This is a genomic window from Nostocoides sp. F2B08 (genome assembly GCF_009184895.1).
Classification (GTDB): domain Bacteria; phylum Actinomycetota; class Actinomycetes; order Actinomycetales; family Dermatophilaceae; genus F2B08.
The window spans coordinates 33,581-52,170 of the sequence record NZ_WESE01000008.1 but is presented as its reverse complement, the minus strand read 5'-3'; the positions used below and the strand labels follow the sequence as shown (position 1 = coordinate 52,170).

Below are 18,590 nucleotides of genomic sequence, written 5' to 3'. Positions count from 1 at the left end.
GGGATGCGCGCGCAGACCCTGGACGGACGGCGTACCCTTGCGGTCGTGCCTTCCCGGCGACGAGTTCTCAAACGCATCCTGGTCGGCCGGGCGATGAGCAGCGATCGGCTCGGCGAGACGCTCCTCCCGAAGAAGATCGCCCTCCCGGTCTTCGCCAGCGACCCGCTGTCCTCGGTCGCCTACGCCCCGGACGAGATCCTCCTGACGCTCGGCCTCGCGGGAGGTGCCCTCGCGTTGACGAACAGCTGGAAGGTCGCGCTCGCGGTCGTCGTCGTGATGGTCGTCGTCGTCGCGAGCTACCGTCAGAACGTCTACGCCTACCCGAGCGGGGGCGGCGACTACGAGGTCGCCACGGTCAACCTGGGACCTCGCGCGGGGGTCGGGGTGGCGAGCGCGCTCCTCGTGGACTACGTGCTCACCGTCGCCGTCTCGATCAGCTCCGGTGTGCAGAACGCGGCTGCGGCGTTCGAGTTCGTGCGTGGGCACGAGGTGGAGGTGGCCGTCGGGCTCATCGTCCTCCTCACCGCGGTCAACCTGCGTGGCGTTCGGGAGTCCGGCTCGCTGTTCGCGCTGCCGACCTACCTCTTCATGGCGAGCATCATCACGATGGCGGTCGTGGGAGCGGTCCGGCACGAGCGCGGCACCCTCCCGCTGGCCGAGAGCGCGGGCCTCGAACTCCTGCCCGAGCCGGGCTACGAGGCCCTGGGCACCCTGGCCATGGCGTTCCTGTTCCTTCGGGCCTTCTCTTCGGGCTGTGCGGCCTTGACCGGGGTCGAGGCCATCTCGAACGGCGTCCCGGCCTTCCGGCGGCCCAAGAGCCGCAACGCGGCGACGACGTTGCTCCTCATGGGCATCATCGCGATCACGCTGCTCGTCTCGATGGTGACGCTCGCGCGGTGGACCGGCGTCCAGTTCGCCGAGGATCCCGCGACCCAGCTGGCCATCGACGGCCGACTCGTCGGGGACGACTACGTGCAGGACACGGTCATGGGCCAGGTGTCCAAGGCGGTGTTCGAGGGGTTCCCCATGGGTGTCGTCGTCGTCTCCCTCGTCACCGGTCTCATCCTCGTCCTCGCCGCCAACACCGCGTTCAACGGATTCCCGGTCCTCGGCTCCATCCTCGCCCGCGACGGCTACATGCCCCGCCAGCTGCACACGCGCGGCGACCGACTGGCCTTCTCCAACGGCATCATCATCCTGGCGGGGGCGGCCATCTCCCTGGTGGTCGTCTTCGACGCGGAGGTCACCCGGCTCATCCAGCTCTACATCGTCGGGGTGTTCGTCTCGTTCACGCTGAGCCAGCTCGGCATGGTGCGCCACTGGAACCGACACCTGCGTCTCGAGACACGCCCCGCGGCCAGGCGTGACATGGTGCGGCGCAGGGCCATCAGCACGGTGGGGGCGGTTGTCTGCGGTGTCGTGCTCATCGTCGTGGTCGTCACGAAGTTCGTGCACGGCGCCGGATTCGCCATCGCCGCAATGGCCGTGCTGTTCGTCATCATGACCCGGATCTCCCGGCACTACGCACGGGTCTCGAAGGAGCTGCAGGTCGACCCCGGTGAGACCGACCACACCCGGCTGCCGTCGCGGGTGCACGCGATCGTCCTCGTGTCCCGGATCCACAAACCCGCCCTGCGCGCCTTGGCGTATGCGCGGGCCACCCGCCCCTCGCGCCTCGAGGCGGTCACGGTGTCCGTCGACCCCGCCGAGACGGCAGCTCTTCAGGACGAGTGGGAGCGACTGCGCATCCCGGTCCAGCTCAAGGCCCTCGACAGTCCGTATCGCGAGGTGACCCGGCCCGTCGTCGAGTACGTCAAGTCCCTGCGCTCGGACAACCCGCGAGACCTCGTCGTGGTGTACGTGCCCGAGTACGTCCTGGGTCGCTGGTGGGAGCAGGTCCTGCACAACCAGAGCGCGCTCCGTCTGAAGACCAGGCTGCGTTTCATGCCCGGCGTCATGGTCTCCTCTGTTCCGTGGCAGCTGAGCTCCTCGGCCGGCCAGGAGCCGGCTCTCGACGCGCCCGCGCCCGGTGACGTCCGTCGGGGCGACGAGTGATCGGCGAGGTGGTCGAGCTCGACGTCGGTGCTGTCGCCCACGGCGGACACTGTGTGGCGCGCCTCGACGGTCAGGTCGTCTTCGTGCGTCACGCGCTCCCGGGCGAGCGGGTGCTGGCCCGGGTGACCGAAGGCGAGCCGGGCCGGTCGTTCCTGCGGGCCCACGTCGTCGAGGTGCTGCGCGCATCACCGCAGCGTGTCGAGCCGCCGTGCCGTTATGCGGGTGTATGCGGTGGCTGCGACTTCCAGCACGTCGCCCTCCCCGAGCAGCGCCGGCTCAAGCAGACCGTCGTGCTCGAGCAGCTACGCCGGCTGGGCGGACTCGAACGCGAGGACCTGCCGAACGAGGTCGTCGTCGAGCCGGTCCCCGGCGACCGCGACGGCCTGGGGTGGCGGACCCGGGTGGAGTTCGCGGTCGATGGGGACGGCCGGCCCGGACTGCGGCGCCACCGGTCCCATGAGGTCGTCCCCCTCGACCGCTGTCTCATCGCCTCCCGAGGGGTGACGGAAGCCGACGTCACGGGCCGGAGCTGGCCCGACGCCGACAGCATCGACGTCACCGAGACCTCGCACGGCGAGGTCGTGGTGACCGTGCTCCCGGCGCAGGCCGAGCGGGAGCGGCGGATCGTCGAGCACGTCAGTGCCGAGGAGCTCGAGCTCGACCTGGCCCTGGACGCCCGTGGCTTCTGGCAGGTCCATCCGGGTGCGGCGGCGACGTTCGTCGAGGCGGTTCTGCAGATGCTCGAACCGAGGCCGGGGGAGCGGGCGGTCGACCTGTACTCCGGGGTCGGGCTGTTCGCGTGCGCGCTCGCCGAACGGGTCGGTCCGCTCGGTCAGGTGGTCGCCGTGGAGAGTGACCGAGCAGCGGTCGGTCATGCCCGGTCGAACCTCGCGGAACACCGCCAAGCCCTCGTCGTCGAGGGCCGGGTCGACGACCTGCTGGGTGTCCCGCGGCACGAGCGGGCGCGTCGGCGGCCGCGCCGAGCCCCGGGACGCCGCCGGCGACCGGCCCGGTCGCCCCTGCTGCCGCATACCTGCGACCTCGTCGTCCTCGACCCGCCCCGGATCGGTGCGGGTGCGGAGGTCGTGCGGGAGGTCGCCCGCCTCGGCGCGCGGGCCGTGGCCTACGTGGCGTGCGACCCCGCAGCTCTCGCCAGGGACGTGGCGACCTTCCGTGAGTTCGGGTATGCGCTGGCAGGCCTGCGGTGTTTCGACGCCTTCCCGATGACCCACCATGTCGAGACGGTCGCGCTCCTCGCGCCGGTCAGCCGGCCGACGGCCGACTAGGCTGCTTGGGCAGCCGGTCGTGTGGTTAGATATATCTTGACGTCAAGATAAATCACCCGGATCCGTCACGACATCCAGACCCTGGACGCAAAGGAGCACACAGTGGCCAGCACCAACAGCTTCAACGCCCGCGACACGCTCGAGGTGGGCGACTCCAGCTACGAGATCTACCGAATCGACGCGGTCGAGGGGAGCTCCACGCTCCCGTACAGCCTCAAGGTGCTCCTCGAGAACCTCCTGCGCACCGAGGACGGCGCCAATATCACGGCGGAGCACATCAGGGCGCTCGGCTCGTGGGACGAGACCGCCGACCCGGACACCGAGATCCAGTTCACCCCCGCCCGGGTCGTGATGCAGGACTTCACGGGTGTGCCCTGCATCGTCGACCTCGCGACGATGCGCGAGGCGATGGTCGACCTCGGCGGCGACCCCACGAAGATCAACCCGCTCGCGCCCGCCGAGCTGGTCATCGACCACTCCGTCATCATCGACTTCTTCGGCTCCCACGAGGCCTTCGAGAAGAACGTCGCGATCGAGTACGAACGCAACGAGGAGCGTTACCAGTTCCTGCGGTGGGGACAGACCGCCTTCGACGACTTCAAGGTCGTCCCGCCCGGCACCGGGATCGTCCACCAGGTCAACATCGAGCACCTCGCCCGCGTGACGATGGTGCGTGACGGCGTCGCCTACCCGGATACGTGCGTCGGCACCGACTCGCACACGACCATGGTCAACGGTCTGGGAGTCCTTGGCTGGGGTGTAGGCGGGATCGAGGCCGAGGCCGCCATGCTCGGACAGCCGGTCTCGATGCTCATCCCGCGGGTGGTCGGGTTCAAGCTGAGTGGCTCGATCCCGTCCGGCGCGACGGCGACCGACGTCGTGCTGACCATCACCGAGATGCTCCGCGAGCATGGAGTCGTCGGCAAGTTCGTCGAGTTCTACGGCGAGGGCGTGGGGGAGGTCCCGCTGGCGAACCGCGCCACCATCGGCAACATGAGCCCGGAGTTCGGCTCGACGTGCGCGATCTTCCCGATCGACGACGTCACGCTCGAGTACCTCCGCCTCACGGGCCGCTCGGACGAGCAGGTCGCGCTCGTCGAGGCGTACGCCAAGGCCCAGGGCATGTGGCTGGACCTCGGCGCCGGGCCGGCCCGCTACTCCGAGTTCCTCGAGCTCGACCTGTCCACCGTCGTGCCCTCCATCGCCGGCCCGAAGCGGCCGCAGGACCGGATCGCGGTGACACAGGCCAAGGAGCAGTTCCGCAACGACCTGAAGAACTACGTGGTCAACGGCCACGGCATCGAGAAGAGCAGCGTCGACCAGGAGCTCATGGGGACCTTCCCGGCCTCCGACTCGCCCTCGCACGACGCCCGTGAGCAGTCCGAGAGCGCGGGCCGACCGGTCCACTCGCCTGCCGCGGCAGCCGACGTGGAGCGGGCGAGCGAGCCCACTCCGGTCTCGCTCGACGGGGCGGAGCATGTGGTCGACCACGGTCACGTCGCGATCGCCTCCATCACGAGCTGCACGAACACCTCCAACCCGTCGGTGATGATGGCGGCCGCCATGCTCGCCAAGAACGCGGTCGAGAAGGGCCTGACGGTCGCCCCCTGGGTGAAGACCTCGATGGCCCCTGGGTCGAAGGTCGTCACGGGGTACTACGAGAAGGCCGGCATGTGGCCCTACCTGGAGAAGCTCGGCTTCCACCTCGTGGGCTACGGCTGCACGACGTGCATCGGCAACTCGGGGCCGATCATCGAGGAGGTGTCGCGGGCGGTCAACGAAGCCGATCTCGCCGTGGTCTCGGTGCTCTCCGGCAACCGCAACTTCGAGGGTCGGATCAACCCGGACGTCAAGATGAACTACCTCGCGAGCCCGCCTCTCGTCATCGCCTACGCACTGGCGGGAACGATGGACTTCGACTTCGAGTCCGAGCCGCTGGGTCAGGACCACGCCGGTCAGGACGTCTTCCTGCGCGACATCTGGCCGGCACCGGCGGATGTGGAGCGCACCATCGTCGAGAGCATCAGCAAGGAGATGTTCACGGAGGACTACTCCGACGTCTTCGCCGGTGACGAGCGGTGGCGCTCGCTCCCCACGCCCGAGGGCGACACCTTCGCCTGGGCGGAGGACTCGACGTACGTGCGCAAGCCCCCGTACTTCGACGGCATGGAGAAGGACCCCGAGCCGGTCTCCGACATCTCCGGCGCGCGTGTGCTGGCGCTCCTCGGGGACTCGGTGACGACCGACCACATCAGCCCGGCGGGGTCGATCAAGTCCGACTCGCCCGCCGGCCGCTACCTGGCCGAGCACGGAGTCGAGCGCAAGGACTTCAACTCCTACGGCTCCCGCCGAGGCAACCACGAGGTCATGATCCGCGGCACCTTCGCCAACATCCGCCTCAAGAACCTGCTCCTCGACGGCGTGGAGGGTGGCTTCACCCGCGACTTCACCAAGGACGGGGACCAGAGCACGATCTACGACGCGTCTGCCTCCTACCAGGAGGCAGGGATTCCCCTCGTGGTCCTCGCCGGCAAGGAGTACGGTTCCGGCTCGTCGCGCGACTGGGCGGCCAAGGGGACGGCACTGCTCGGTGTGCGGGCCGTCATCGCCCAGTCCTACGAACGCATCCACCGCTCGAACCTCATCGGGATGGGCGTGCTGCCCCTCCAGTTCCCCGATGGGGAAAGCGCCGAGTCACTCGGACTCGACGGCACCGAGACCTTCGACATCACCGGCGTCACCGGGCTCAACGACGGCACGATCCCGAGGACCGTCGCGGTCGTCGCGACCAAGGGTGACGGGTCGACCGTCGAGTTCGACGGCAGGGTGCGGATCGACACCCCCGGCGAGGCCGACTACTACCGCAACGGCGGCATCCTGCAGTACGTCCTTCGCTCACTGGTCGCCTGAGCCCAGCGCCCTCCGCAAGCGTGGCCGCACCCGATCGGGTGCGGCCACGTTGCGTTAGGGCCGTGGGCATCCGGCGTCCGGGAAGGGCGTCCCGGATGGGGACGCTCCGCTCCGGCCGGAGGGACTCAGTTGCGGACCAGGACGCTCCCCACCCCGGTGCGCACCCGAACGGTGAGGTGCTCCTGACCCTCCTCGGGGGCGCCCACCGACTCGAGGTCCTTCGAGACCCTGCCCAGGCCGCTCGTGAGGTCGAGCCACACGGGGATCCCTCGCGGCACGACGGTCTCGATGTCACCGGTGCCTGAGCGGCCCTCGAAGGTGCCCTGACCGAGGTGCACCGTCACGTCGCCCGATCCGGTCGTCACGGTGACCTTCTGGGTCCGGCTATTCGGCAGGCGCACCGAGCCGCTGCCCGCCCGGCAGTTCAGCTCGGGACCGTCGACGTCCTCGACGGTGATGTCGCCCGCACCCGTCGTGATGTCACCACCACGGCATGACCGGACGGAGACCCGCCCGGACCCACACCCGATTCGAACCCTGCCGGCTCTCTCGACGGTCACGTCGCCCGCGCCGGTGCGGGTGGAGACGTCGCCGGCCTCTCCCGAGACGACGACGTCGCCGAGCTTGGTGCGGGCGCGGATGTCCGAGCCGGCGGGCAGCTCGATCTCGACGTCGACGGCGGCAGCGCTGGAGCCGGTCGTGTCGACCGAGAGGGGGCCGAGCCGGAACCTCACTCCCGCCGGCCCCTCGGGATCGGTCAGCACCGGGATGTCGACGATGAGAGTGCCGTCCTCGGAGCGGACGTCGGCGGCGTCCAGATCGATGTCGGCCCGGGCAGAGAGGCGCACACGCGCCACACCGTCCGGCGACGTGCAGCCCACCCGCACGTCGCCGCGTTCGTTGGTCAGTCGGAGCGCGCCGATGTCGGTGAACTCGTGCGTGCGGGCAGTCGATGTCGCGGTGTTCATGGTGGGTCCCTTCTGTGGTGCGAGTAGGTGTCCGCGCACGTCAGGCCCAGCCGGTGGTCCGGCGACCGCCGGGCATCGGAGGGCGCATGAAGGGCGGCGCGAAGCCCGCGTCGTGCGAGGCCCGCCGGATCGCCTGGACGACCCAGGAGTTCAGCGACTGCTCCGCCTGGGTGGCGCGCGACTCCGCGCGCTGCTTCAGACCCTCGGGCAGTCGGACGGTCACCCGGACGTAGTCATCTCCTTCGTCTGCCGTCGGAGCCGCGGCGGGCTGCGACTCGCCGGTCCGGTCGACGGAGATCACGGGGTCCCGGCCGTCCATGCGAACCACCGCGACAACGTCATCGAGGTCGGCGGTGACGATCGCTGCGGTGTCGGAGATCGCCCGGACCAGAGCCATCCGGAGGCTGGGCTCGAGCGCGTTGAGCAGGCGGCCGGTGATCTCGCGCGTGTGGTCGTCCGCCAACGCGGTGACCTTCTCCAGATCCTCCGCGATGCCCTGTAGATACGGTGACAGTTCCATGACGTCATAGTGACATCAAACTGACGCCAGGACAAGGGACCAGATCAGGAGGCCTCGACGCGTGGTCCAGCCATTACGGTGGTCCCACTCGACGAGGAGGGTGACATGCTCGATGTGCTCTGGGGTCTGGCGGGGATGGTCTTCATCCTCGCCCTCGCGGTACTGCTCTCGACCAACCGGCGGGCGATCCGGCTACGCACCGTCGGAGCCGCGCTGGCGCTCCAGGTGGGATTCGGCGTCCTGGTGCTGTTCGTCCCCGCGGGCCAGACGGCTCTGAACGCCGCCTCGCGGGCGGTGCAGGCGGTGATCGACTCATCCCGGGCCGGGATCGAGTTCCTCTTCGGTCCGTTGCTTCAGGAGGACGCGCTGATCTTCGCGTTCCAGGTGCTTCCGGTGATTGTGTTCTTCGCCGCTCTCACCGCCGTTCTCTATCACTGGGGTGTCCTGCAGAAGGTCGTCGAGATCCTGGGGGGTGGCTTGGCCAGACTCCTCGGCACCCGGCAGGCGGAGTCGGTGAACGCCGCCGCGAACATCTTCGTGGGACAGACGGAGGCGCCGCTGGTCATCCGGCCCTACATTCCGCGACTGACCCATTCCGGTCTCTTCGCAGTGATGGTCGGCGGGCTCTCGACGGTGGCCGGCAGCGTTCTCGTCGGCTACTCCCTCCTCGGTGCTCGGCTGGACTACCTCATCGCCGCCAGTTTCATGGCGGCACCCGGAGCACTGCTCATGGCCAAGATCGTCATGCCGGAGACCGAGACGGACGCTCCCGATGACGTGGCGGCGGTCACGTCAGCGTCCGGGGCCCGCCCCGCTCAGGCCACGTCGAGGTCGGGAGGCGCCGACTCATCGGCCGCGACCGTCGCGACCGTGGACGGGAGGGAGGGGGACGACGCGGACGACGCGGACGACGACGACCTCACGTCGGATCTGGGCTATCGCAACGTCATCGACGCGGCGGCGGGTGGTGCAGCGGACGGCCTCCGGCTGGCCGCGACCATCGGTGCGATGCTCCTCGCCTTCATCTCCCTCATCGCGCTGATCAACCTCATTCTCGGCAGCGTGGGTGGTCTGGTGGGCATACCGGATCTCACGTTCGAGCTGATCCTGGGCTATGTCTTCGCGCCGGTCATGTTCATCATCGGCGTTCCGTGGTCCGAGGCTCTCGACGCCGGGAGCTATGTCGGGCAGAAGATCGTCGTCAACGAGTTCGTCGCGTTCTCGAACTTCGCACCCGTCATCGAGAGCTACACGGCCAAGACCCAGGCGATCGTCACCTTCGCACTCACCGGCTTCGCCAACCTCGGGTCGCTGGGCATCCTGCTCGGCGGCCTGGGCGGGTTGGCGCCCGAGCGGCGAGGTGAGATCGCCCAGCTGGGCATCCGGGCGATCCTCGCCGCGACGCTGGCCAACCTCATGAGCGCCGCCATCGCGGGCATCCTCATCGGCTGATCAGCCACTGACAGCGGGACGGGGCGGGCAGTCCCCCGGCGGTTCCCAGCGCCGGGGGACTCCGTGACCGTGGTCTGAGGCGTCGAACGCACGGTCGATCAGCGTCAGGGCCTCTCAGCCCTTCTCGGCGCCGACGTTGGCACCCTGGGTGAAGAACCGCTGGAAGACGATGAAGACCATCGCCGTGGGGATCGTCATGAGCAGGGCCGCCGCCATCGAGATCGGGAACTGGCTGCCCGACCCGAGCCCACCGGAGGTGAGCTGCCCGACTCCCCGGGTCAGCGTGAACAACGCCGGGTCGTTCGCGGCGATGATGAAGTGACCCAGCTCGTTCCACGACCCCTGGAACGACAGGATGGTGATGGTGATCAGTGCGGGCTTGGCCATCGGCAGGACAACCGACCAGAAGATCCGGAACGTGCCGGCGCCGTCGATGCGCGCCGCCTCCTCCACCGACGGCGGAATGGTCTCGAAGAACTGCTTCATGATGAACACGCCGGCCGCGTCGACCAGGAGCGGTACGAAGAGTGCCGGGAAGGTGTTGTAGATCCCCAGGTAGTTCAGGATGAGGAACTTCGGGATGAGCAGCACGATCCCGGGCACGGCCAGGACGGCGAGGACCGCCGTGAACAGCGCCTCTCGTCCCCTGAACTTCAGCCGCGCCAACGCGTAGCCCGCGAGGGAGACGAAGAAGACCCGCCCCGCGGTGACGAGGAGCGTGACGACGACCGAGTTGCGGAACCACGTCGGGTAGTCGGTCTCCGCGAGACGTTCGAAGGCGGCGGTGGTGAAGGGGTCCGGTATGAGGCTCAGCGGGTTGTTCACCGCGTCCGCGTTGGTCTTGAAGGACGTGGCGACCTGGATGAAGAACGGGAAGACGTAGAGCAGCGCGAAGAAGACCAGCACGAGGTAGACGGCGGACTTCTTCCCACGTCCGGCCCGGGTGAGCCGGTTGCCGTCGTCCACGGTGCGGCTCAGCTGTCGCGTCGCCTCCGGTTGTCGCGTCTCCGGCTGGGTCGTGCTCATGAGCTTGCCTCCGCTCTCTGCGCCTTCCGCGCGGCTCGCCGCTGTGCGCGGATTCCCTTCTTCCTCGCCGCCTCGTCCTTGTCACGCAGGACCCACCGCTGCAGGGAGGTCAGGACGAAGATCAGCGCGAACAGGATGAACGCCATCGCGGCTCCCTGTCCCCACTGCTGCTGGCGGAAGGCCGCGACATAGGACAGGTATGCGGGGGTCAAGGTCGTCTTGGCCGGACCGCCCTGGGTCATGACGTACATCTGGTCGAACACCTGCCAGGTGCCGATGATCCCGAGCGTGATGACGAGCAGGATGGTCGGCCGGAGATGGGGAACGGTCACGTTCCTGAACCGCTGCCAACGGTTCGCGCCGTCGACCATGGCCGCCTCCTCGACCTCGGACGGCAGGTCCTGGAGGGCGGCCAGGAACAGGAGCATGAACGTCCCGGCGGTGGTCCAGATGACCTGGATCATGATGGCCGAGAGGGCGATGCTCGGTCCCCGGAACCACTCCCAGATGGACAGGCTCATCACCGATGTCTCCACGAGCGCGGCAGGAGGGGAGTCGATGCTCCAGATCCCGACGGCGTCTCCGATGATGTGGATGACCCCGCGCGGGTCCTGGAGCCAGTTGGGGCCGACGATGCCGACGCTGGCGAGCACCCGGTTGATCGCTCCGGTTCCGGTGAAGAGGTACAGGAAGACGAGCGAGATGGCCACCGAGGAGACCACCGACGGGAAGTAGAAGGCCGTGCGGAAGAAGGTGCGCCCCTTGAGGAACTTCTGGTTGACGACGACCGCCAGGAACAGCGCGAGCATCGTCTGGACGGGGACGACTCCAAGGACGTAGTAGAAGGTGTTGCGCAGCGAGATCATGAAGTCCTGGCGGGACAGTCCCTCCTCGGTGAGCAGGGCTGCGTAGTTCTCGGCGCCCACGAAGCCCACGTCAGAGCTGAAGGGGCTGCCGCGTCCGGTCCAGTCGCTGACCGACACCCAGATGGCCATGAGGATCGGGATGAAGAGGAACAGCCCGAGACCGAGGATCATCGGTGTGGTGAAGAGCCACCCGGAGAGGTTGTGCGAGTTCCCCTTGCCCTTGGGGCTACGGCTCCGGGGAGCGGGAGGCTCCGAGGTGGGGACCTCCCGCTCCGCCACCGATGTCCCTCGCTGCGACGAGGGCTCGGATTCGCTGGTCACTGCCCGAGCGCCGCGGCGGCGTTCGTGTCGAACTCGGAGAGGACGGTCGGCAGGTTGGCCTGCTCGAAGTTCTCGAGTTTGGAGTTGAGGTCGGCGACGACCTGCTCCATGCCGGGGGCGTTGATCGGTCCGTGGCCGTACTCACCGCCGGCGATGAAAGCGGCGTCCTCGGGGAACTGCTCCCGGTACGGGTCCGCCGCTGACGTCCTGCTCGGCATGACTCCGAAGGCCTCGGCGAAGGCCATCTGCTGGTCCACTGTCGTCAGGGCCCGGACGAGCTCGACCGCCTGGGCCTGCGCGTCCGAGTCGGCGGCGATGCCCCAACATTGCGTGAACGTGAGCGTGCCCTTGCCGGCCGGGCCCTCGGGCAGCTCGGCCACGATGTACTCGACGTTCGGGTAGTCGTTCGACATGGCGCCCTTGATCCAGTTGCCCTCGATGGTCATCGCTGCGCGTTCCGTGCCGAACGCCTCGCCGCCCCAACCTGCGTCCAGCTGGTTGGACATCTGGAAGGATCCTGCCTGGACCTGCTCCTGGACGTAGCCGAGCGCCTCTTCGACCTCCGGGATGGCGGCGGTCGGCTCGGTGGCTTCCTCGTTGAGCCACCAGCCACCGTTCTGGACCACGAAGGCCCCCAGCCGGTCGATACCGATACCGATACCGAGACCTGCCTGGTCGTCTGTCGTCAGTGTCTGGGCCACCTCGGTCAGCTCGTCCCACGTCGTGGGAACGTCCGCCTCCGTCAGCCCGGCGGCCTCCCAGGACGCGGTGTTGATGACGAGCGCCAGAGATGAGAAGTCCTTGGGTGCGCAGTACTGGGTCCCGTCGTAGGTGAAAGCCTGTCGAAGGGACTCGTAGAAGTCGTCGTTGTCCTCGAGCTGGTCCGCGTAGGCGTACAGGCTGCCGTTCTGCGCGTAGTCGGCGAAACGGCCCGCGTCCATGTAGAACACGTCCGCCGGGTTGCCGCTCGCGAAGCCCTGCGCCAGCTGCTGGTTCATGTCGCTGGCCACCGTGACGGTGACCGAGTTCCCGGTCTCCTCGGACCAGGCGTCCACCGCCTCCTGGACGGCGGCCGTCTCGGCGTCGCCGGAGGATGCGATGAGCATCTGGAGCTCGACCGGCCCTTCGGCGGAGGCCGGAGCCGTGGAGCCGTCGCCCGTGTCCTCCTCGAATCCCCCTCCTCCGCAGGCGGCGAGAACGAGCGAGCCGGCGAGGACGAGGCCGAGTCGGGTGCGGCGGGACTTCTGTGGCATTTCCTACTCCTTGTGTGGTGGTGACGAGGTTGAGCGATGGAGGATCTGGAGGGGGTGGGGTCGGGGGGTGGGGTCAGGACAGAGTGGGTGGTTCGAGTCGGGACGAGCTCGACCGGTCGATCAGCGAGGGGATGACGAGTCGACCCTCGACGGGCGGCGACTCGCCGCCAAGCGCATTCCGGACGAGGTGCAGCAGCTTGTCGGCGATGAGGGCGAACGGCTGCTCGACGGTGGACAGGTGGTGCATCTCGGCGAGGAAGGAGCCGTCGAAGCCGACGATGCCGAGGTCGGGACCGATACGTCGGCGCTCCTCGACGGCAACATGGTGCACCGCCAGGGCGAGCAGGTCGGACGCGCAGAGGACGGCACTGCCGGGGTCGAGCGCTGTCACCACGCCGCGAGCCGCCCGCATCGCGTCGTCGAGCACCTGCCGCGAGCTGCCCTCAGGGCCGCGCCGGACCCCGGCGTCCTCACATGCCCGCGCCCATCCGCGCCGACGGTCATCGCCCGTGACCGAGCCCTCGGGCCACCCGAGGAAGGCCACCGTGTGGTAGCCGGCGCCGGCGAGATGGTGCACGGCCTCGGCGGTGCCGGCGGCACCGTCCACGTCCACCCATCGGGTGAAGGTGGGGTCGTCCCACACCCGGCCGAACGAGACGAAGGGGATGCCGTGTCGGGTCAGCCACTCGGGACGAGGGTCGCCATGGTGGGTGTCGGCGATGATGAACGCGTCGACGAGGCGGGACCGCCACATCGCGCGGTAACCGTCGATCATCGGCGTCGGCGTGTTCGACCCGAACGGCACGATGTGGCACTGGTTCTCCACCGCCGCGATGGCCAATGAGCTCAGGACGGGGGAGAGGGTCTCGTTCGCTCGACGGGGACCGCGAGTGCCGATCTCGAACCCGATGGCCCCGGTGCGCTGGTGACGCAGGGACTGGGCGGCGGCCTGCGGACGGTAGCCCAGCTCGTCGATGGCGCGCTGGACGCGGTCGAGGGTCTCGAGGCTGAGCCGCTGAGGATTGTGGACCGCGTTGCTGACCGTCTGGCGGGAAACGCGAGCCCGGCGGGCGACATCGCTGATCGTCGCCCGCTCTGTGGCGGTGGGCGGGTCCTCGGGCACCTGTCCCATGGCCTCTCCTTCGAGGTCAGACGCGTGGTGATTCCAGTCACGGCGAGTGTTGAACGATCCAAGTGCGCTCCGCGTCCTACCCGCACTGGGAGCGGCTGATGCACGCGAACGGCGGAGGGGTCTGTCTTTTGAACGTTCAAATCGCTAGAGTACGACTGTGCTGTACCCCACACGGATTGTCAAGAGGAGGGCGTGGCGACCGCGCTCGGGACCTCTCCGCACGAACCACCAAGGAGTGTCATGACGGACGGGCCCACACTGCGGCAGCCATGGATCTCCGATCTCACGATCGGAGTCCACGGCAACGTCACGACCATGACCGACCGCTCGGGCGACATCGGATGCGGTGCTGAAGGGGTCTACATCGACGACCGTCGGCTGGTGTCGCGATCCCGACTCAGCGTCGATGGAGGCGATCTGGTGCCGATCGTGGCAGCCGCCCAGGGCGGTGTGATGTCCGGACTCGGTGTGGCTCGTCACCTCGGGGACAGCGGACCCGACCCGACGGTCCTGGTGCGCCGCCATCGGAGGCTGGCCGAGGACGCGGTCGTCGAGGAGATCGTCGTGGAGTCGCGGGCCGGCCAGGTGGTCGAGGCCTTCCTCGAGCTCGAGCTCGGGAGTGACGCCGCCGAGCTGCACGACGTCAAGGGCGGCCGCGTGTCCGCTCCGGCCCGCCCGCCTCTGCACCTCGACGCGACCCAGGTCGTCTGGGCCGACGCGCGGCACGAGCTCGCGGTCGGACTGAGTCCACAGGCCCTCCGGATCGGCGAGGTCCACGGCGTGGTCACCGCCTCGTGGCGACTTCAGGTCGAGCCCGGTGCCAGCGCGTCGGTCACAGTGCGCTATCGCGCGAACCGGATGGCCGCAAGCGACTTCGACGTCGGTCCTGGGGCGTCCCGAATGAACTTCGACCACGTCCGGGTGTGGACCGCCGACGACCGACTGCAGCGGCTCACCGAGGTCTCTGCCGCAGATCTCACGGGGTTGCTGCTGACGGACCCGCTCCAGCGCAGCGACTGCTTCGCCGCGGCCGGCACCCCCTGGTACCTCACGCTGTTCGGTCGGGACAGCATCTGGGCCGCTCGCCTGACGTTGCCGTTCGGGACGACGCTGGCCGGGGGGACCTTGCGCTCATTGGCCCGACGGCAGGGCCGGCACAGGGACCCGGCCTCGGCGGAGGAGCCCGGCAAGATCCTCCATGAGGTCCGCAGGACGATCTTCGCCGACCCCTCGAGCACCTTGAGCCTTCCGCCGCTGTACTACGGGACCGTGGACGCCACAGCCTTGTGGGTCTGCCTTCTGCACGACGCATGGCGCTGGGGTCTGCCCGAGGGGGAGGTCCGACAGCTCCTGCCCTCGCTCGTCGCCGCCATGTCGTGGGTGGCGGCGAGCGAACGCGCCGGTGACGGTCTGCTGCGCTACGAGGATGCCACCGGCGTCGGTCTGAGCAACCAGGGCTGGAAGGACTCCGGTGACGCGATGCGTCGACGCGACGGGTCGATCGCCCCGGCGCCGATCGCCCTCGTCGAGACGATGGCGTATGCAGCGGAGGCCGCACGGAAGGCGGCTCTGCTAGTCGCGGAGCTGGAACCGGACCTCGATGACGGGCTCGTCGAGCAGTGGACCGAGCTGTCCGACCGCCTCGCCGGAACCATCAGAGAGCGCTTCTGGACCTCCGACGACGCCGGCCCTTATCTCGCGATGGCCCTGGATGGCCAGGGACGTCACGTCGACGGGATCGGCAGCAACATGGGCCACGTGCTCGGCACAGGTGTGCTGACGACCGAGGAGGCCGCACGAGTCGTCGACCGCTTGACCGCCCCGACGATGCTGCGACCCTTCGGAATCGGGACGCTGTCGACGGACAACCCTGGGTACAACCCGATCGGTTACCACACGGGCTCGGTATGGGTCCATGACACTGCCATCGCCGCCATGGGGATGGCGGCTGAAGGGCATGCCGCCGCCGCGGCCGACGTCCTCCGGAGACTCGTGGACCTCGGCGCCAGGGTGGGCTACCGGCTTCCGGAGCTGCTGTCGGGCGAGACCGTCATGGGTGACCCGGTGCCGTATCCCGCTTCGTGCCGCCCGCAGGCCTGGGCCGCCGCGTCCGGGATGGCCGTGGCACCACTGTTCCTCGGGCTGCGTGGAGAGGCCCGGTCCGGGCGTCTGCGCGTCGCCCCGCTCGACGAAGGACTCGGCCGAGTCCGCGTGAGTGGGGTGCGCGTGGGGGAGCGAGAGGTAGTCGTCACGACGGATGGTGCGGGGGTGGCGTACCTGGACGGCGCGCCAGGCATCCTCCTCACGACCGACATCGAACCTACTGAGCCCGCCCCTGTGAACGATCCCTTCTGATCGGACCCGCCCACCGGTATCATCGAACATATGTTCGACGAACCATCTCCGTCGGCGCCACGGTCCGGGCCCCCCGGATGGCCCAACGCCGTCCCGCCGGCTGGTTCGCCGGGCTGGCAGGTCGCCGCAGCCTCATGGCTGCTCGACCTGTGCCCGTCGGAGTTCCGCGGGTATCCCAGCCTTCGACGTCACCTCGTTCTGCTGGTCTGGCTAGCAGGCCACCACGTCGATGCCCAGCTGGTCGCGCTGCGCCAGGCGTACCGCACGATCCGTGTCGACCTGGCCGACCGACTGCCGGAGGGGTCGGTGGAGCAGGCCATGACCGACATCGAGCTCGAGGGTGTGCGGTTGCGCGCTGCCAGGCGGGCTACACAGCTGATCGCCGAGGCCCTGGAGAACCGGACACACGCCGAACAGGGCTGATCCATGTCGGCGGGGAACCCCGCGACCGGGCACACACGTAGAATCGGGAGGTTCCTGCCTCGACGAAAGGACGTGCCGCACCGTGGCAACCCCCATCCGGGTCTCCTCGCCCACCGAACTCAAGGCGCTCCCCGAGGCCGAACTGCCGGCTCTCGCGGGCGAGATCCGATCCTTCCTCGTCGAGTCGGTCTCCCGCACCGGGGGACACTTGGGCCCCAACCTCGGCGTCGTCGAGCTGACGATCGCACTCCACCGGGTCTTCGACAGTCCGCGCGACAGCATCGTCTTCGACACCGGGCACCAGTCATACGTCCACAAGATCCTGACCGGACGTCAGGACTTCTCCGGACTTCGCGCGAGGGGTGGGGTCAGCGGCTACCCGAGCCGCAGTGAGTCCGATCACGACGTCGTCGAGAACTCCCACGCCTCCACGTCGCTCTCGTGGGCGGACGGAATCGCCAAGGCCCGCCGGCTGCGCGGCGAGACCGACCGTCACACGGTGGCCGTCATCGGCGACGGAGCTCTCACCGGCGGGATGGCCTGGGAGGCGATCAACAACATCGCCGCGGACAAGGACCTGCCGCTCGTCATCGTCGTCAACGACAACGAGCGCTCCTACGCCCCGACGATCGGGGGTCTGGCCGACCACCTCGCCACCCTGAGGACCACGCAGGGCTACGAGCACTTCCTCGACTGGGGCAAGTCCCGACTGCGGCGCACTCCGGTCCTCGGGGGTCCTGTCGAGCGCGCGCTCCACGGGATGAAGAAGGGTCTGAAGGACGTCGTCGCCCCCCAAGGCATGTTCGAGGACCTCGGTCTGAAGTACATCGGGCCGGTCGATGGTCACGACCTGCACGCCCTCGAGTCCGCCTTCCGTAAGGCGCGTTCTTTCGGCGGTCCGGTGCTCGTACACGTCATCACGCAGAAAGGCCGTGGCTACCATCACGCCGTCAACGACGAGGCGGACCAGTTCCACGGGATCGGCGTGATCAACCCCGAGACCGGTCTGCCGATCGAGATCGCGGGCCGCAGCTGGACCGATGAGTTCAGCGACGCCCTGGTCGACATCGGTCGCAAGCGGACCGACGTCGTCGCCCTGACCGCGGCGATGATGATCCCGGTCGGGCTCAAGGACTTCGCCGACGCCTACCCTGAGCGGACCTTCGACGTCGGCATCGCCGAGCAGCACGCCGTCACGATGGCGGCCGGCCTGGCGTACGCCGGTCTGCACCCCGTCGTGGCGATCTATGCGACCTTCCTCAACCGGGCCTTCGACCAGATGCTCATGGACTGCGCGCTGCACCACGCGGGGGTGACGTTCGTGCTCGACCGGTCCGGGGTCACCGGTCCCGACGGTGCGAGCCACCACGGGATGTGGGACATGGCGCTGGCCTCGATCGTCCCCGGGCTTCATCTGGCGGCGCCTCGGGACGGCGATCACGTCGCCTCGGCCCTGCGCGAGGCGGTCGACATCGCCGACGCGCCATCGATCATCCGCTTCCCGAAGGGCAGCGCCCCGGCCGCGATTCCCGCTGTGCGCACCGTGGGAGGCGTCGACATCCTCGTCGAGAGCTCAGTCGAGCCGGTCGTCGACGAGCTCGTCATCGGCCTCGGCGCGATGGTGCCCACCGCTCTCACGGTCGCCGAGAAGCTCGCGGCGGAAGGGCGTTCGGTTCGCGCCGTCGACCCCGTGTGGGCGCTGCCGGTCAGCTCCGCACTGGTCGATCTGGCCCGCACCGCCGAGCGGGTCACGGTGATCGAGGACAACCTCGTCAGCAGCGGTGTCGGAACTCAGGTCGCGCTGGCCCTCGCCGACGCCGGGGTCGGCGTGCCGATCCGGTTGTTCGGAATCCCGAAGCGCTTCCTCGACCACGCCTCACGGGGTCAGGTGCTCGAGGAGATCGGGCTCACGGCGGACCCGATCGCCTCGTCCCTGCTCGAAAACTGATCTGACTCCGGCCGGGGATCTCACAGATCCCGGCCCGGCCGGAGGTCTCTCGCAGCCTCCGCGTGGCCTGAGCCA

The 18,590-nt window shown here is 68.8% G+C and carries 13 protein-coding genes; 7 read left to right on the top strand and 6 right to left on the bottom strand.

All coding sequences use genetic code 11. The annotated features are described in order from the left end of the window. The first annotated feature begins 93 nt into the window (after nucleotides 1–93). From GA707_RS16035 to GA707_RS16025, 3 genes are all read left to right on the top strand, one after another. Nucleotides 94–2,055 carry an APC family permease gene (locus GA707_RS16035; RefSeq protein WP_226963882.1) on the top strand — a complete coding sequence of 654 codons (1,962 nt, stop codon included), beginning with the start codon at nucleotides 94–96 and terminating at the stop codon, nucleotides 2,053–2,055. Next, nucleotides 2,052–3,341 carry a class I SAM-dependent RNA methyltransferase gene (locus tag GA707_RS16030; protein WP_152179461.1) on the top strand — a complete coding sequence of 430 codons (1,290 nt, stop codon included), beginning with the start codon at nucleotides 2,052–2,054 and terminating at the stop codon, nucleotides 3,339–3,341. Before GA707_RS16035 ends, GA707_RS16030 begins: the two co-directional genes overlap by 4 nt. Before the next feature lie 102 nt (nucleotides 3,342–3,443). Next, complete coding sequence (locus GA707_RS16025; protein ID WP_152179460.1) at nucleotides 3,444–6,251, top strand: aconitate hydratase; 2,808 nt, start codon at nucleotides 3,444–3,446, stop codon at nucleotides 6,249–6,251. A gap of 125 nt (nucleotides 6,252–6,376) precedes the next feature. Here the strand turns inward: GA707_RS16025 and GA707_RS16020 are convergent, their stop codons facing one another. Both GA707_RS16020 and GA707_RS16015 read right to left on the bottom strand, forming a co-directional pair. Next, a complete protein-coding gene (locus tag GA707_RS16020) occupies nucleotides 6,377–7,219 on the bottom strand; it encodes a DUF4097 family beta strand repeat-containing protein (protein ID WP_152179459.1) in 843 nt (280 codons plus the stop codon). Between the two features lie 40 nt (nucleotides 7,220–7,259). Continuing rightward, nucleotides 7,260–7,739, bottom strand: coding sequence for a toxin-antitoxin system HicB family antitoxin (locus GA707_RS16015; protein WP_152179458.1), 480 nt, complete (start codon nucleotides 7,737–7,739; stop codon nucleotides 7,260–7,262). Between the two features lie 105 nt (nucleotides 7,740–7,844). Here GA707_RS16015 and GA707_RS16010 point away from each other — a divergent pair, with 105 nt between their 5' ends. Next, nucleotides 7,845–9,191, top strand: a complete 1,347-nt coding sequence (locus tag GA707_RS16010; RefSeq protein WP_152179457.1) for a NupC/NupG family nucleoside CNT transporter — start codon at nucleotides 7,845–7,847, stop codon at nucleotides 9,189–9,191. A gap of 114 nt (nucleotides 9,192–9,305) precedes the next feature. Here the strand turns inward: GA707_RS16010 and GA707_RS16005 are convergent, their stop codons facing one another. The 4 genes from GA707_RS16005 to GA707_RS15990 all read right to left on the bottom strand — a co-directional run bounded on the left by GA707_RS16005 (nucleotide 9,306) and on the right by GA707_RS15990 (nucleotide 13,789). Beyond that, nucleotides 9,306–10,217, bottom strand: a complete 912-nt coding sequence (locus GA707_RS16005; protein ID WP_152179456.1) for a carbohydrate ABC transporter permease — start codon at nucleotides 10,215–10,217, stop codon at nucleotides 9,306–9,308. Then, on the bottom strand, nucleotides 10,214–11,362 hold the full coding sequence (locus tag GA707_RS16000; protein WP_226963866.1) for a carbohydrate ABC transporter permease: 1,149 nt from the start codon (nucleotides 11,360–11,362) through the stop codon (nucleotides 10,214–10,216). Before GA707_RS16000 ends, GA707_RS16005 begins: the two co-directional genes overlap by 4 nt. Nucleotides 11,363–11,400: 38 nt before the next feature. Then, on the bottom strand, nucleotides 11,401–12,657 hold the full coding sequence (locus GA707_RS15995) for an extracellular solute-binding protein (RefSeq protein WP_152179455.1): 1,257 nt from the start codon (nucleotides 12,655–12,657) through the stop codon (nucleotides 11,401–11,403). A 73-nt stretch (nucleotides 12,658–12,730) separates the two neighbouring features. Then, complete coding sequence (locus GA707_RS15990) at nucleotides 12,731–13,789, bottom strand: LacI family DNA-binding transcriptional regulator (protein ID WP_152179454.1); 1,059 nt, start codon at nucleotides 13,787–13,789, stop codon at nucleotides 12,731–12,733. Nucleotides 13,790–14,029: 240 nt separating this feature from the next. Here GA707_RS15990 and GA707_RS15985 point away from each other — a divergent pair, with 240 nt between their 5' ends. The 3 genes from GA707_RS15985 to dxs all read left to right on the top strand — a co-directional run bounded on the left by GA707_RS15985 (nucleotide 14,030) and on the right by dxs (nucleotide 18,515). After that, nucleotides 14,030–16,144: a glycogen debranching N-terminal domain-containing protein gene (locus GA707_RS15985; RefSeq protein ID WP_152179453.1), complete on the top strand. Its 2,115-nt coding sequence runs from the start codon at nucleotides 14,030–14,032 to the stop codon at nucleotides 16,142–16,144. Between the two features lie 30 nt (nucleotides 16,145–16,174). Then, nucleotides 16,175–16,567 carry a hypothetical protein gene (locus tag GA707_RS15980; protein WP_152179452.1) on the top strand — a complete coding sequence of 131 codons (393 nt, stop codon included), beginning with the start codon at nucleotides 16,175–16,177 and terminating at the stop codon, nucleotides 16,565–16,567. A gap of 82 nt (nucleotides 16,568–16,649) precedes the next feature. Further along, a complete protein-coding gene (gene dxs, locus GA707_RS15975; protein ID WP_152179451.1) occupies nucleotides 16,650–18,515 on the top strand; it encodes a 1-deoxy-D-xylulose-5-phosphate synthase in 1,866 nt (621 codons plus the stop codon). Nucleotides 18,516–18,590 lie beyond the last annotated feature (75 nt).

Bases quoted from the DNA above. Each gene is read 5' to 3' on its own strand.
- GA707_RS16020 (WP_152179459.1), bottom strand. From the start codon at position 7,219: ATGAACACCGCGACATCGACTGCCCGCACGCACGAGTTCACCGACATC.
- GA707_RS15980 (WP_152179452.1), top strand. From the start codon at position 16,175: ATGTTCGACGAACCATCTCCGTCGGCGCCACGGTCCGGGCCCCCCGGA.
- GA707_RS15990 (WP_152179454.1), bottom strand. From the start codon at position 13,789: ATGGGACAGGTGCCCGAGGACCCGCCCACCGCCACAGAGCGGGCGACG.
- GA707_RS16015 (WP_152179458.1), bottom strand. From the start codon at position 7,739: ATGGAACTGTCACCGTATCTACAGGGCATCGCGGAGGATCTGGAGAAG.
- GA707_RS16010 (WP_152179457.1), top strand. From the start codon at position 7,845: ATGCTCGATGTGCTCTGGGGTCTGGCGGGGATGGTCTTCATCCTCGCC.
- GA707_RS16035 (WP_226963882.1), top strand. From the start codon at position 94: ATGAGCAGCGATCGGCTCGGCGAGACGCTCCTCCCGAAGAAGATCGCC.
- GA707_RS15995 (WP_152179455.1), bottom strand. From the start codon at position 12,657: ATGCCACAGAAGTCCCGCCGCACCCGACTCGGCCTCGTCCTCGCCGGC.
- GA707_RS15985 (WP_152179453.1), top strand. From the start codon at position 14,030: ATGACGGACGGGCCCACACTGCGGCAGCCATGGATCTCCGATCTCACG.
- GA707_RS16005 (WP_152179456.1), bottom strand. From the start codon at position 10,217: ATGAGCACGACCCAGCCGGAGACGCGACAACCGGAGGCGACGCGACAG.